Source organism: Helicobacter canis (assembly GCF_008693005.1).
GTDB lineage: Bacteria > Campylobacterota > Campylobacteria > Campylobacterales > Helicobacteraceae > Helicobacter_B > Helicobacter_B canis.
The window spans coordinates 14,257-27,000 of sequence record NZ_VXKE01000010.1 but is presented as its reverse complement, the minus strand read 5'-3'; the positions used below and the strand labels follow the sequence as shown (position 1 = coordinate 27,000).

Genomic DNA, 12,744 nt, shown 5'->3' with positions numbered 1-12,744 from the left:
TGGAGAAGCGGCTATGCGCATTTTGCTTGTGCTAGCGATGATGGGCTGGGGGCTTGTGTGGCCCCTATCAAAAATGCTCCTAGCGTATGGCTCGCCTGCGCAGATTGCAAGTTTGCGCTATTTGCTTGTGTTTTTATGCTTTGTGCCGCTTATGTGGCTATGGAAAATCTCCTTTAAGATTCCAAGAGTCGTGCTAGTCCCCACGCTGCTTACAGGCGCGCTTAATGCGCTCTACTCCTATCTAATGTATGCGGGTATGCCCTATGGGGACTCTGGGAATGCAGGGGTGATCACTGAAGTGCTCTCCCCCATTATCGCGGCGTTTTTGTGGAGTGTGTATAAAAGAGAATCACTTGCTAAATCAGCCAAAATCGGGCTTATGCTAGGGCTTTTGGCAGGGGCATTTCTGGTGGATTTGTTTGGGAATTGGCGATCAATGTTTAGCGCGTTTTATGTCATTTATGTGCTAGCTTCGCTTGATTGGGCAGCTCTTATGATTAGCTCGCGTCTTGCCACAGAAAAGATCAATGCCATAGCACTCAATTTCTACACAAGTGTGATGACTTTTGCCCTGCTTGCTCCGGCACTTTTTTTGGACGCTAAGGATTCTAGCGCGGCGTTTATCACAAGCATTTGGGGGCAGGGTGCGGAGTTTTTCTTGCTTATTGGGGTGGCTTCGGTGTTTTGCACGGTATTTGCTACAACGATCTTCTATAAAGCTCTGTTTGTGCTAGGGGTGGTAGAGGGCGGGATTTACGCGCTTTTAGCACCGGTGTTTGCGCTAGGCTTTGCCTTTTTAATGCTAGGAGAAGTGCCAAGGTGGCATACGATTGTGGGGGGAGGGCTAGCGGTGGGGAGTATATATATCATCAATGTCCTAGGCAAAAAGCATTAGCTTGGGGGATTCAGCTTTGCGCGATAAATCGTGGATTGCTTCGCGCGTGCTGCGGTTACATACGCCAAGTATGCGCCCTTGCACGCGCTCGCAAAACCCCGATTCTAGCTCCAAAATCCTAGAATCCTTGTGCTGGCTTGTTTAGACTTTGAGCTTCATCGCTAGAATCCACTTTTGGCGCATTAGCGTTTATTCCGTCATTGCGAGATACTGCACCAGCAGTGGCGTGGCAATCCACAAAACAAGGCGCAGCCGCAGTTTCTTTAGAACTCCTAGAATCCTAGAGCATACAGAACAAACCGCGCTAGAATCTACAAACCTAGATTCTAGCTAGCGCACTACATCGCCCCAAATCACATCAAGCTTGCACCACGACTCTGGGTAGCATAGCGGGCTATCTCCGCGCCAAGTGTATTGAGCTGGGCGGATAACAAGCTTTGCAGGATTGTCGATCAAATACGCACCCCAGAAGCTAAAGGTGGAGTTTGCGATAATGGCATTTTGACAAGCTGCCATAGCCATAAGATCGCTGATCGCATCGCCTTGATCATTATTGCCGATGAAGTGTAGCTTTGCACCTTTAAGCGACCCTAGTCTTGTATAAAGCTCACTTTTGCACCACTCCAAATCATCGCTAAAGATGAAAAATGTCGGGCTAGCAAGCCTTGCGCGCATAAGAGCTATGGCAGTATCATAATACGCGCTTCCTAGCTTGACATACTCCCAATTCTCTTGCGCTAGGTAGTCGCCCCTACGGATATGGAGGAAGATAGAGTCGCTGGTGGATTGTATGTGCTCCTGCAAGGCTTTGGCACTAGGGCTTAAGCATTTTGGGGTAAATTCTTGGCGCAAGATAGATTCTATCTCGGCAAAATACACTTCATTAGCGAAAAATCCTTCAAAGCGTGCATTGCGTGAGAATGGATAGTGCGCTTGGAATAGTCGCGCTAGGGTGGGGGAGTCGCGTGTGGTGTAGAGCTTGCGGAGATAGCGCGCGGGATTGCTATTAGGCGGGAGGATCTTGCGCAAGGCTTTGGTGCAGAGTGCTTGGCAATATGCTTGTGTGCTTATGTCTGCTTTAGAGTCCTGCGCTAATGAAAAATGCCGGAGAATAGGCAGTGTAATGCGAAACTTTGCAAGCTCAAGATCGCGCAGAATCGGCGATTTTAGCTCACAAGCTAAATCCCTCTGCCCCCCATGAGATTTTGCTTAAGAGTGCTTTTAGCACGATTAGCGCGCAAGGTTTTTAGCGTTACATAGTTAAAGCTCGCATCTAAGCCCACGCTAAACCCTCTATGCGCTAAGGCGCATGCAAAGGCGTATTGAAACATTTGATTCCCAAGACCACCTTGAAGCAGGACTTTAATCATCGCTATCCTTTGTAAATCTTGTTAAAGACTTTTGATCTTGCCACCAAGTAGCACTTGTGTAACCACACCAGAGAGACGCTCGCCATTATAAGGACTGAAAGTATCTTCAACACAAAAGCTCTCCTGTAAATCCACGATGATAAGATCGGCATCTAGCCCCACTTCTAGCGCACCTTTTGGCAGGGAGAGAAGCCTAGCTTGTGCATAAGAAGTAAGCTCGCTAAAGCGTTGGAGTGTGATTAGCCCGGACTTCACAAGATGGCTAAAGCCTAGTGAGAAGTAATGCTCTAGCGCGTTTATCCCAAAGCTAGCAAACTCAAAGACTTGGTCTTTTTTAGACTTATAGCTATCGCTTTGCAAGCAAGTAAGCAGGCTAATGCCAGAATCTAAATGCGCACGAAGCTGCTCGCGTGTGGCAGGGTCTTTAAGCGGAGGGAAGAGTTTAAATCTCGTGTCAAAAGCCGCGCAATGCTCATCACTTAGGATTAAGTGGTGCAAGGAGGTCTGCGCTAGAATCTGCGCGCCCATTTGCGTAAAATGCGCGATAGTCTGTAAGGATTCTATCTCGCTAATGACATCAAACACCCACCTTGTCCCGCTATATCGCGCTAGCTCACAGAGCTTTGCTACTTGCATAGTTTGTGCTAGAGGGGGGATAGCTGGAAGCCCTAGCTGCGCGCTTACTTGCGACTCATTCATCACGCCTTCACTTAGGCTTGGCTCTTGGGGGCTGGCGATGATGGGGACTTGGAGCATTTGGGCGTATTGGGCGATTTTGTAGAGTGTGTAGCCATCGATGTTTTGCGCGCTAGATTCTAGGTAGATCGCGCGCGCACCAGATGCAATAAGCGAGGCGATTTCTGCGATTTTTGGCTTAGATTCTGGGGACTCTAGGGTGGTGGGGGCTAGGCTTGGGAGAAAATGCACGCTTAAGCTAGAATCTAGCGAAGAGACAAGCTCGATAATGGCTGCGTGATCTATGCGCGGCGTGCTTTCTGGGCGTAGTAGCAAGCTCCCCACCCCTCCGCGCAATGCCTTTTGCGTTAGGGATTCTAGGTTTTTGCGAGATAGGACTTGGTTTTTAGGGTATGCCATATCAATAAGAGCAGGCAAGATCACCTTGCCGCTGCACTCAAGCACGCTTTCTGCACTTTGTGGTGCTAGATTTTCTCCAATCTCACTAATGATCCCGCGCTCTTCATCAACGCGCAAATCCGCCTTGCACTCTTTTAACGCATCACATAGCAGGGCATTTTTTAGCAGCATAATCTCTCCTTATAACTCTAGCTTACAAGCCACGCACTAAGCGTGCCAAGCTCACCGCTCATAATCAGCGCGCCCATCGCCACCAAAATCCCTCCGGATATAAGCTCAATCCAGCGCATAAAAGGCTTGATTCTAGCCAGCAGAGAAAAGCCTCTCTCCAAAATCAATGCCACGAGCAAAAACGGCACAGCCAAACCACACGCATACATCACTAGTAGCCCCGCGCCATAGCCACCTGTCCCTACAAGCAGCGTGATTGCCCCAAATATCGCCCCCGTGCAAGGTGTGTAGCCAAGCGCGAAGCTAATGCCTAGCACAAATGGAGCTAGAATCTCTAGGGCTTTATGGCGCAGTGCAAACTCATAGCGCGCACTTCTATCAAGCAAGCCAAACCGCCATAGCCCTAAAAAATGCACCCCAAAGACCACCACAATCCCCCCAGCAATCACATTTGTGATGGGCGATTGCAGCACAGAGATGACACTTGAGAGTGCTAGCCCCATACCCACAAATACCAAGGAGAATCCAAGCACAAACAAGCACGCCCGCCCCACAATCGCCACGCGAAGATTATGTCTAGCAAGCTTCCTAGAATCTAGCTGCTCTAGCGAAACCCCAGAGATATAGGACATATACGCTGGCACAAGAGGGAGAATACAGGGCGAGAGAAAGGAGAGCACCCCAGCGACAAATGCCACAAGCCACACTACTCCACTTTTGCCGCTATAAAACCATTGTAGTAGTATGTCTTCCATAGATACTATCGCCTTATATTTACTTGTTATGTAGCTTACGCATATTCTGTTGAAATCCGTTGGGTTTATTTCTGCTTAAAATTATCATTACTCTGTGCTTAACTATGCAAAATTGGCGCACATTGTAACGATTTTTATGTAAATGTTGCTATAATCGCCGCCGATTTTGCAAATTATGGCAAATGTCGTTTGCAAAAGGAGTTAAATTTAATTTAGTAAAGGGGTTATGTATGGATTTTCTTGTAAATCTTAGCGAGGGCTGGCAATTTACCATTCAGCTTCTAGTGGTGCTTGTCTGTTTGTTTTATGGTGCGCAAAAAGGCGGTATCACGCTAGGGCTGCTTGGTGGGATTGGTATTTTTGTGCTTGTGTTTGGCTTTGACATTAAGCCCGGGAAGCCTGCCATTGATGTTATGCTTACGATTTTGGCGGTTGTGGTGGCGAGTGCGACATTGCAGGCAAGTGGTGGGCTAGATGTTATGCTGCAAATTGCGGAGAGAATCCTGCGCCGCAATCCAAAGTTTCTAACTATTCTTGCCCCTTTTGTTACCTGCTTCCTTACAATGCTCTGTGGCACAGGGCATGTTGTTTATACGATTATGCCTATCATCTATGATATTGCGATTAAAAACAATATCCGCCCGGAGCGACCTATGGCAGCAGCGTCTATCAGCTCGCAAATGGGGGTTGTGGCTTCACCTGTATCCGTGGCGGTAGTGAGCCTAACCGCGCTACTTCTCAATGCAGATCATAAGCTTGCAGGATTTGATGGCTATATCAACTTGCTGCAAATCACTATCCCTAGCACATTGTTTGGCGTGCTGATGATTGGGATTTTTAGCTGGTTTAGGGGGAAAGATTTGGACAAAGATCCAGTGTTTCAAGCAAAGCTCAAAGACCCAGAGTTTAAGCAATATGTCTATGGGGATTCTAAAACGCTGCTAGGCGTAAAACTTCCTAAGAAAGACTGGGTAGCGATGTGGATATTCCTAGGGGCTATCGGTGTGGTCGCGTTGATTGGGGCGTTTGACTCGCTCAAGCCTTCGTGGGGGCAGAAGTATGACTACAAGGCGACTTTAGAGTCTGGCACTACATTGAAATGGACTCCAGAAAAGAGCGATAAAGGAGTATTCACGCTTAAAGATGTCAAAATCGCTGATGTGGATAATCCCGGAGAAAAAATCGGGCTTGATAAGGCGATTAAAGCTGATAAGCTTGGCAAAGTAGAAGAAGGCAAGGTAGAGAAAGTCTATAAAGCCGATAAACTTGGCAACCCTGATATGGATAAAATCTCTATGGTGCATATTATCCAAATGTTTATGCTCCTAGCTGGCTCGCTTATCATCATTTTCACCAAAGTTGATCCCAAAAAGATCGGTAGCAACGAGATTTTCAAATCCGGTATGATAGCACTTGTGGCGGTGTTTGGGATTTCTTGGATGGCGGATACGATGTTTGCCGTGCATACGCCGATGATGAAATCAGCTCTAGGTGATATTGTTAAGGCACACCCTTGGACTTATGCGATTATGCTGCTGCTTATTTCAAAATTTGTTAATTCTCAAGCCGCAGCTCTTGCGGCATTTGTGCCAATCGCCCTAAGCATTGGCGTGGAGCCCGGGATCATCGTGGCATTTGCCGCAGCGTGCTATGGCTACTATATTTTGCCAACTTACCCAAGCGATCTAGCGACCATTCAGTTTGACAGAAGTGGGACGACACATATTGGCAAATTTGTCATCAACCACAGCTTTATCTTGCCCGGGCTTATCGGGGTGTTTAGCTCTTGCTGTGTTGGGTATGTGCTGGCGATGGTGGCAGGCTATATTTAGTTTTTAAACGATTCAGCTTTCTATGTTTGGCGTTGGCTTTTGCGCGCTTTTGTGGGAGTCTGCGGCGGGGGCTTGCTCATTACCGCTTAGGTAAATCCCTTCGCCCCCACCTTGACAACCCACAAAATCATCGCAAAATCCCGCCGCCTGCAGTGCGGTTAAATATTTGGCGTTATCCCTAGAATCCACTTTTTCACTAGCGGCGTTTCTGTCATTGCGAGACTTGTGGCAGCAAGTCGTGGCAAAGCAAGGCAAAGCCGTAGCTTCTTTAGTAATCCATAAAGCAAGGCATAAAAGTGGATTCTAGGGATAAGGTTATAAAAAAGCACTCCCACCTAATAAAACCCAAGCCCAAGGATAGAAAATGAAAAAACTTAGCAAAATCCTAGCAAGCTTTGCCATACTCGTAGCAGTGGGGTCTGGGATATTTACCGCCTGCTTTTTTGATCATCAAAGCAGCTTGCAAGAGAGAATGCCCAATATGGTCGATATGCCCCTCCACTATGAAAGTCTATCGAATGTCGGTCCGGTTGTCAGCAAAGTAGCTCCCCACGCTATGAGAGTCGCGCCAAACCGCAGAGAAATGGCAAAATCCACCGACTCTTTTGTGCAAAAAGATGAAAATCCCTTCAAACTTGTGGCAAATAATCCGCTCTCTACCTTTAGCTCCGATGTCGATACCGCTTCGTATGCCATTGTGCGCAAAGTCATAGAGTCTGGCAGATTGCCTAGCCCTGATATGGTGCGTATAGAGGAGCTGCTCAATAGCTTTTCCTACAATTATCAAGCACCAAAGGGCGATGAGCCAATCTCCATAAACCTAGAGCTCGCACCCGCTCTGTGGAATCCTGCGCACAAAATCGCGCGCATAGGCTTGCAGGCAAAAGCGATTGACTGGGATAAACGCAAGCCATTTAATCTTGTCTTCCTTATCGATACTTCTGGCTCTATGCAAGGTGAGAGCCGCCTAGGGCTTGTGCAAAAGTCCCTAAAACTCCTAGTAGAAAATCTAAGCTCCAAAGATTCTGTGGGGATTGTTACCTACGCTGGAAGCTCTACAATCGCGCTAAAGCCTACAAGCGATAAGAAAAAGATCCTAGAAGCTATCGACTCGCTTAGTGCAGGTGGCAGCACACACGGAAGTGCTGGGATAGAGGACGCCTATAAGCTTGCGCAAAAGCATTTTATCAAGGGCGGATATAATCGCGTGATCCTAGCTACTGATGGGGATTTCAATGTGGGGATCACAAGCGAAAAGACTTGCTAGACCTCATCAAGCAAAAGGCGCAGGGCGGGATCTATCTCTCGGTGTTTGGCTATGGTATGGGGAACTACAAAGACTCTATGCTTCAAAAGCTCGCCGACTCTGGCAATGGTAACTACGGCTATATCGACACACTCCTTGAAGCCAAAAAGCACCTAGTCGAGCAAGTAGGTGCTACGCTCATCACCGTGGCAAAAGATGTGAAAATCCAAGTGGAGTTTAACCCTGCTAAAGTCGCTGCATATCGGCTTATCGGCTATGAGAAGCGATTGCTAAATGATGAAGACTTCAACGATGATAGCAAGGACGCAGGTGAAATGGGAAGCTCCCATCGCGTTACCGCGCTTTATGAGATTGTCCCTGTGGGGGTAGAATCTAGCCTAGCTACTCTCAATAATGCCAAGCTCGCCCCAGATGCCAAGGGCATTATAGATCCGCTCAAATACACCCAAACCACCAAGACACAATCACCAAGCCAAGCAAATGGCGCAAATGAAAATGGCACAGGAAGTGCCGAGTGGCTCAATGTCAAAATCCGCTACAAAGAGCCTGCCAACAAAGCGCGCAATGATGAGCGTAGCAAGCTTATTGAGCGCGCACTAGATTCTAGCGCGATTTTGGCTACACCTAGTGCAGATATGCGCTTCGCCCAGAGTGTGGCGGGCTTTGGGCTGCTGCTTATGGACTCTAAGTTTGTGGATTCTAGCTTTAGGGGCGATTCAAGTAGCAAAAATAGCACACAGAGCAGAAACGGCTATCAAACAATCCTTGACACTCTAAGCCAGCAGGGCGTATGCGATGATAGCTATAAGCAGGAGTTCCTAGGGCTAGTGGCAAAGGCAAGCCGCCTTGCTAATCTTGCCAAATGACTTGGTAGGCTAGCCTTAAATCTACTTTAGCAAAAAGCCGTATTCATAGACTTTAGATTCTATTCTTTTGGCTAAGTTTTTTAGGGCATAGTTGAGTGTGCCTAATCTTTCTTTGTAGGCTTCATCATCGGCTCTTTGGGGTGGATTCATTTTGCCTTTGTCATTAAAGCCTTGAAAGTGGGCTTTGATGTCATAGAGTGCGGCGTTTGCGTTATAGTCTTTAGAATCTCGTGTTTGTTCGTGGTAGTGCTTGAAAAGCTCTTTTCCTGCTTGTAGCACTTCTTTTGCTTCATCGCTAAAAATTAGCGGCTTTGTGGGGATAAACGAGGATTCTAACTCATCGTTAAAGAGACTTGTTTGCAGGAGTTTAGATTTTACTTTGTCATTGCGAGCGGCGTGAGCCGCGTGGCAATCTATGCTTTTATGTTTGGATTGCTTCGTTGTGGCGTTGCCACTGCCTCGCAATGACTGCTCTTGCTTGATTTTACCCTTCAAAAAGTCTTGCATAAAGTGAGATTCAAAGGCTTCGGCTGCGTTTAACTCTTTTTCGCTAAAGGGGATAAAGTGATTTATGCCCTCTTTGCAAGTGATTCTATTTTGTCCGTGAAAAAGCATAAAGGCAAGGCAGTCGCTATGAAACTCTGTGTCCTTTTCCCATTTTTTATTTGGGCTTAGGAATTGATCTCTATCATTTATCCAAGTGGCTTTAATACAATGACGGACGGAGAAATAAATGCTTGTTGGAATGAGATTATTTGGTGTGATTTTAAATTTTGTGATTCCTTTTGCATTTCCCACCCCTTTAATAGAATCCCAAAAATTGATATTGCAGAAATTATTATTTTGAAAATCTGTCCCCTTGCAGCAAATCGCACATAGTTGCTCATTGCTTGTATCTATAAATCTTTTTAGCCATTGATTAAGATTGTTTTTTGTAGATTGTGCTGGATAGAATCGCTTTTTCCCTAAACTCGCCCCTTTTTCATTAAAAATATCAAGCGTGATTTTTTCTATTGCTTGAGATTGAGCTAGATTCCATACTAAAAAGCCTATGGGGAAGTTGCCTTTGACATTATCAAAGGTATAGGCTGGACAGATAAATCCCTTTAAAAATTTAGCTTTAAACTTCTCTCTAAATTTTACAAAATTACTAGCATTGACATATTTAAGCGTTGAGAAACTTGCAAGAATGCAGTGTGGAATCTCTTCGTTAATTCTAATAAAAAATTGGGCAAAAAGTTCTCTAACAGATTTATCATAATCTCCCATATATCGTTGAGAAATTAAAGTTTGATTGCTGACATTTGTCTTGTTTTGATTGTTGGTGCTAGTAGTTGTTTTGGTGCTTGCTGCCTCTGCATAGGGTGGATTGATAAAGATAATGAGTTTTTTGCGTTTTTCATCATTTTTTAGAATCTCTTGCAGGGATTTTGGCAGTTTAGATTCTACGCAATTAGGGCATTTAGAATCTAGTTCATTTTTGATATGTTTATCACAAGGTTTGTCAAAAAACTCATCATTTAAAAAGTCAAATTGAAAAATATGCTTTGGCAGTAGGTGCAGGGCATTTTCACTTGATAATTCTTGCATAATTTCTACATCGGCTTTATCTAAGGTAGAGGCATAGAGCCTGTGAGATTCTGTAAGGTTTGTGAGTAGATTGCCCGTCCCTGCGGCACAATCCCATATATAATACTCGCTTTGATAGTTTTCACCTAAGGCTTTTTCTAGGTAGCTTTGGGCTTTGCTAACCCAAATTTGCGGGGTGAAAAATGCGCCTTTTCGCTCCCTGATGTCGCTAGGCACTAGCAAGTCTCGCCTATCTATAATGTAGCTCCAATACTCTTCTTTAGGCGGTCTCTCATAGAGATTCCAAAAGGCTGTGTGGGCTTTTTGATTATCATTAAAGCCAAATTCTGTGAAATTAAAGCTTGTGCTATTTGCGCGTTTGTCAAGCTTGACTTTATAAAAGTCGTTTTGGAGTAGGATTCTAAGGGATTTTAGAATCTCTTTTGTGTTGTTGTTTTTACTCAATAAATCAGCTAGATAGAAATCACTGCTTAAAATATCTGGCTTTTCTGCTTCAAAATCAATGCTAATGCTAGGGGCTACGCTTAAAAGCCATTTTTGATAAATGGTAGTGAAGTTGTTTTTAGTAATGGGGATTTTGGTGATGTTTTCATTATTTAGCGTGAAATTTGCTTGTATGAAAGATTGTAATTCTTTATAGTCGCTTTTGAAGTTAAATTGTAGCTTTTTAGATTCTAAAAGCTCTTTTGTTTTGGTGTGGAGTGTTTTAAACTCTTTTGTGTCGTGGTTACTTGGGGTTACGAGCCAATTAAAGTCATTTTGCGTGAAGATAGAATCTAGCTCGTGGTAGGGGATAAAGGCGATTTTCTCGCAATCAAAAGCTCCTAAGAAAATGGGCGGGAGATTGTTTTCATAGGTTTTTTCCTTGCCTATGGTTAGGATTAGCTGGATAAAAGATTCTATAATATCTGCCTTATTGCCCCTTTTGGCTTCTGCCCATAAGAAGTTTATAGGCTGGAAAAGCGTCTTTGCGTTGTAGCTTATGCAAAAGTCAATCCGCCCTAGAATCTGGGTAGAATCTAGGCTTTTCAAAAGGGTCTTTTGCTCTTTGTCTAGCTTTATAATTTCACTTTGTGGGTTTGGGCTGAAAAAATCAGCTGCGACTTTGTTTTTAAGCTCTTCTTCGGGGAGATTTAGGGGATACATTGGAATCCTTCATAGCTAAGGTGAAACAACTCTTACTAACATTTGCACTCAATTGTAGCCAAAAGTATCAAGCAATAAGTAAAGAGTCTATTACCAGCTGCCAGCACTATATCTAAAGCTATCAAAACTATCTCCAAAGTCGCAGAATCTGCAAGCAAGGCACAAGCACTGGATTCTAGCTTTACCTTAGTTTTGCTATACTGCGGCTTTGTTTTGACTTTTGATTTCGCGCAATTCGCGCATTATAAGCAAGGAGCGATAATGGCAGCAACAAACACTGATAAAGTGGCGGTGGATAAAGCAGCAGTGGCGGAGTTTTTTAGATTCTGTGATGAGTTTGCAGTGGAGTTTATCGACTTCCGCTTCACAGATATTAAGGGCGTGTGGCATCATGTGAGCTTTTCACGCTCCGCGATTGATGAAGAGAGCTTTGAAGGTGTGCCTTTTGATGGCAGCTCAATCCCAGCGTGGCAGAGCGTGGATAAGTCCGATATGATGCTAATCCCCGATCCGGTGCGCTACTTCATCGACCCTTTTACTGCTGATACGACTGCGGTGGTGTTTTGCGATGTGTGGGATATTTATAAGAATGAGCCTTATGAGAAATGCCCGCGTAGTATCGTAAAGCGTGCGATGAAGCATTTGCAGGAGAGTGGTATTGGCGATGTGGCGTATTATGGACCAGAGAATGAATTTTTCGTCTTTGATTCTATTAAGATTAAAGATGCGGTGAATTGCCAATACTATGAGATAGATTCTGAAGAAGGTGAGTGGAATCGTGCTAAAGAGTTTGAGGGCGTGAATATCGGGCATCGCCCCGGCACTAAGGGCGGCTACTTCCCTGTGGCTCCTGTGGATTCTATGGTGGATTTGCGTGCAGAGATGGTAAAAGTGCTTAATCAAGTAGGCTTAGAAACATTTGTCGTGCATCACGAAGTGGCACAGGGGCAGGGCGAGATTGGCGTGAAGTTTGGTGATATGCTAGAAGCAGCCGATAATGTGCAAAAGTTCAAATATGTCGTCAAAATGGTGGCACATTTAAATGGCAAGACCGCGACATTTATGCCAAAGCCTTTGTATGGCGATAATGGCAGCGGAATGCATGTGCATATTAGCATTTGGAAAAGTGGCAGAAATCTCTTTGCCGGTGATGCTTATCAAGGCTTAAGCCAAATGGCATTGCATTTCTTAGGCGGTGTGCTAAAGCACGCAAGGGCATTGGCGGCTTTCACAAACCCTAGCACAAACTCCTACAAACGCCTAATCCCGGGCTTTGAAGCACCAAGTATTTTGACTTATTCTGCGCAAAATCGCAGTGCAAGCATTAGAATCCCCTACAACAGCGGCGAGAAAGCTAAAAGAATGGAGTTTAGATTCCCCGATAGCTCGGCAAATCCTTACCTTGCCTTTGCAAGCTTACTTATGGCAGGACTTGATGGGATTAAAAACACCATTGATCCGGGCAAGCCTATGGAGATCAATCTCTTTGAGCTCACTCTTGATGAGATTAGAGAAAAGGGCATTAAGCAGCTGCCCCACACGCTGCGCCACGCTGTTGAAGAAATGCTAGCTGATAAGGCGTATTTGAAAGAGGGCGGGGTGTTTAGCGAAGAGTTTATCCAAACTTACAAGGCTTATAAGTTTGAGACAGAAATCTGGCCCTGGGAAGCCCGCCCTCACCCGTTTGAGTTTTTGACAACTTATAGCTGCTAGATTCTAGCGGTGCTATGAGTTGTGTAGTGCATAAGCCTTATATA

General features: G+C 45.2%; 13 protein-coding genes. 6 read left to right on the top strand and 7 right to left on the bottom strand.

Annotated elements, in window-relative coordinates; translation table 11 throughout:
• Positions 1-13 precede the first annotated feature (13 nt).
• Positions 14-895, top strand: a complete 882-nt coding sequence (locus F4V45_RS03425) for a DMT family transporter (RefSeq protein WP_150337073.1) — start codon at positions 14-16, stop codon at positions 893-895.
• Here the strand turns inward: F4V45_RS03425 and F4V45_RS09905 are convergent.
• Positions 878-1,009, bottom strand: a complete 132-nt coding sequence (locus F4V45_RS09905; RefSeq protein WP_281292472.1) for a hypothetical protein — start codon at positions 1,007-1,009, stop codon at positions 878-880. The genes F4V45_RS03425 and F4V45_RS09905 overlap by 18 nt on opposite strands.
• Before the next feature lie 34 nt (positions 1,010-1,043).
• Here F4V45_RS09905 and F4V45_RS03420 point away from each other — a divergent pair, with 34 nt between their 5' ends.
• Complete coding sequence (locus tag F4V45_RS03420) at positions 1,044-1,229, top strand: hypothetical protein (protein ID WP_150337072.1); 186 nt, start codon at positions 1,044-1,046, stop codon at positions 1,227-1,229.
• Here the strand turns inward: F4V45_RS03420 and F4V45_RS03415 are convergent.
• From F4V45_RS03415 to F4V45_RS03400, 4 genes are all read right to left on the bottom strand, one after another.
• Positions 1,226-1,924 carry an alpha-1,2-fucosyltransferase gene (locus F4V45_RS03415; protein WP_170235146.1) on the bottom strand — a complete coding sequence of 233 codons (699 nt, stop codon included), beginning with the start codon at positions 1,922-1,924 and terminating at the stop codon, positions 1,226-1,228. The genes F4V45_RS03420 and F4V45_RS03415 overlap by 4 nt on opposite strands.
• Positions 1,925-2,073: 149 nt before the next feature.
• Positions 2,074-2,265 carry a hypothetical protein gene (locus F4V45_RS09570; RefSeq protein ID WP_150337070.1) on the bottom strand — a complete coding sequence of 64 codons (192 nt, stop codon included), beginning with the start codon at positions 2,263-2,265 and terminating at the stop codon, positions 2,074-2,076.
• Positions 2,266-2,286: 21 nt separating this feature from the next.
• Entirely contained in the window at positions 2,287-3,531 is a 1,245-nt protein-coding gene (locus F4V45_RS03405; RefSeq protein ID WP_150337069.1) for an amidohydrolase family protein, read from the bottom strand.
• A 17-nt stretch (positions 3,532-3,548) separates the two neighbouring features.
• Complete coding sequence (locus F4V45_RS03400) at positions 3,549-4,286, bottom strand: cytochrome c biogenesis protein CcdA (protein ID WP_150337068.1); 738 nt, start codon at positions 4,284-4,286, stop codon at positions 3,549-3,551.
• 230 nt (positions 4,287-4,516) lie between these two features.
• On the opposite strand from F4V45_RS03400, the gene F4V45_RS03395 reads away from it, so the two are divergent.
• Entirely contained in the window at positions 4,517-6,118 is a 1,602-nt protein-coding gene (locus F4V45_RS03395; RefSeq protein ID WP_150337067.1) for an anaerobic C4-dicarboxylate transporter, read from the top strand.
• Positions 6,119-6,130: 12 nt separating this feature from the next.
• On the opposite strand, the gene F4V45_RS09565 is transcribed toward F4V45_RS03395, so the two are convergent.
• Positions 6,131-6,373 (bottom strand): hypothetical protein, encoded by a 243-nt coding sequence (locus F4V45_RS09565; protein WP_210670691.1) that lies wholly within the window; start codon positions 6,371-6,373, stop codon positions 6,131-6,133.
• Positions 6,374-6,482: 109 nt separating this feature from the next.
• Between F4V45_RS09565 and F4V45_RS03390 the strand changes: the two genes are divergently transcribed.
• Both F4V45_RS03390 and F4V45_RS03385 read left to right on the top strand, forming a co-directional pair.
• Positions 6,483-7,385, top strand: coding sequence for a vWA domain-containing protein (locus tag F4V45_RS03390; RefSeq protein WP_150337066.1), 903 nt, complete (start codon positions 6,483-6,485; stop codon positions 7,383-7,385).
• Positions 7,379-8,251: a YfbK domain-containing protein gene (locus tag F4V45_RS03385; protein ID WP_150337065.1), complete on the top strand. Its 873-nt coding sequence runs from the start codon at positions 7,379-7,381 to the stop codon at positions 8,249-8,251. Before F4V45_RS03390 ends, F4V45_RS03385 begins: the two co-directional genes overlap by 7 nt.
• Before the next feature lie 21 nt (positions 8,252-8,272).
• Here F4V45_RS03385 and F4V45_RS03380 read toward each other — a convergent pair whose 3' ends face one another.
• On the bottom strand, positions 8,273-10,987 hold the full coding sequence (locus tag F4V45_RS03380) for a hypothetical protein (RefSeq protein WP_150337064.1): 2,715 nt from the start codon (positions 10,985-10,987) through the stop codon (positions 8,273-8,275).
• A 261-nt stretch (positions 10,988-11,248) separates the two neighbouring features.
• Between F4V45_RS03380 and glnA the strand changes: the two genes are divergently transcribed.
• On the top strand, positions 11,249-12,700 hold the full coding sequence (gene glnA, locus F4V45_RS03375; protein WP_150337063.1) for a type I glutamate--ammonia ligase: 1,452 nt from the start codon (positions 11,249-11,251) through the stop codon (positions 12,698-12,700).
• Positions 12,701-12,744 lie beyond the last annotated feature (44 nt).

Bases quoted from the DNA above. Each gene is read 5' to 3' on its own strand.
- F4V45_RS03425 (WP_150337073.1), top strand. From the start codon at position 14: ATGCGCATTTTGCTTGTGCTAGCGATGATGGGCTGGGGGCTTGTGTGG.
- F4V45_RS09570 (WP_150337070.1), bottom strand. From the start codon at position 2,265: ATGATTAAAGTCCTGCTTCAAGGTGGTCTTGGGAATCAAATGTTTCAA.
- F4V45_RS03405 (WP_150337069.1), bottom strand. From the start codon at position 3,531: ATGCTGCTAAAAAATGCCCTGCTATGTGATGCGTTAAAAGAGTGCAAG.
- F4V45_RS03400 (WP_150337068.1), bottom strand. From the start codon at position 4,286: ATGGAAGACATACTACTACAATGGTTTTATAGCGGCAAAAGTGGAGTA.
- F4V45_RS03395 (WP_150337067.1), top strand. From the start codon at position 4,517: ATGGATTTTCTTGTAAATCTTAGCGAGGGCTGGCAATTTACCATTCAG.
- F4V45_RS03390 (WP_150337066.1), top strand. From the start codon at position 6,483: ATGAAAAAACTTAGCAAAATCCTAGCAAGCTTTGCCATACTCGTAGCA.
- F4V45_RS03380 (WP_150337064.1), bottom strand. From the start codon at position 10,987: ATGTATCCCCTAAATCTCCCCGAAGAAGAGCTTAAAAACAAAGTCGCA.
- glnA (WP_150337063.1), top strand. From the start codon at position 11,249: ATGGCAGCAACAAACACTGATAAAGTGGCGGTGGATAAAGCAGCAGTG.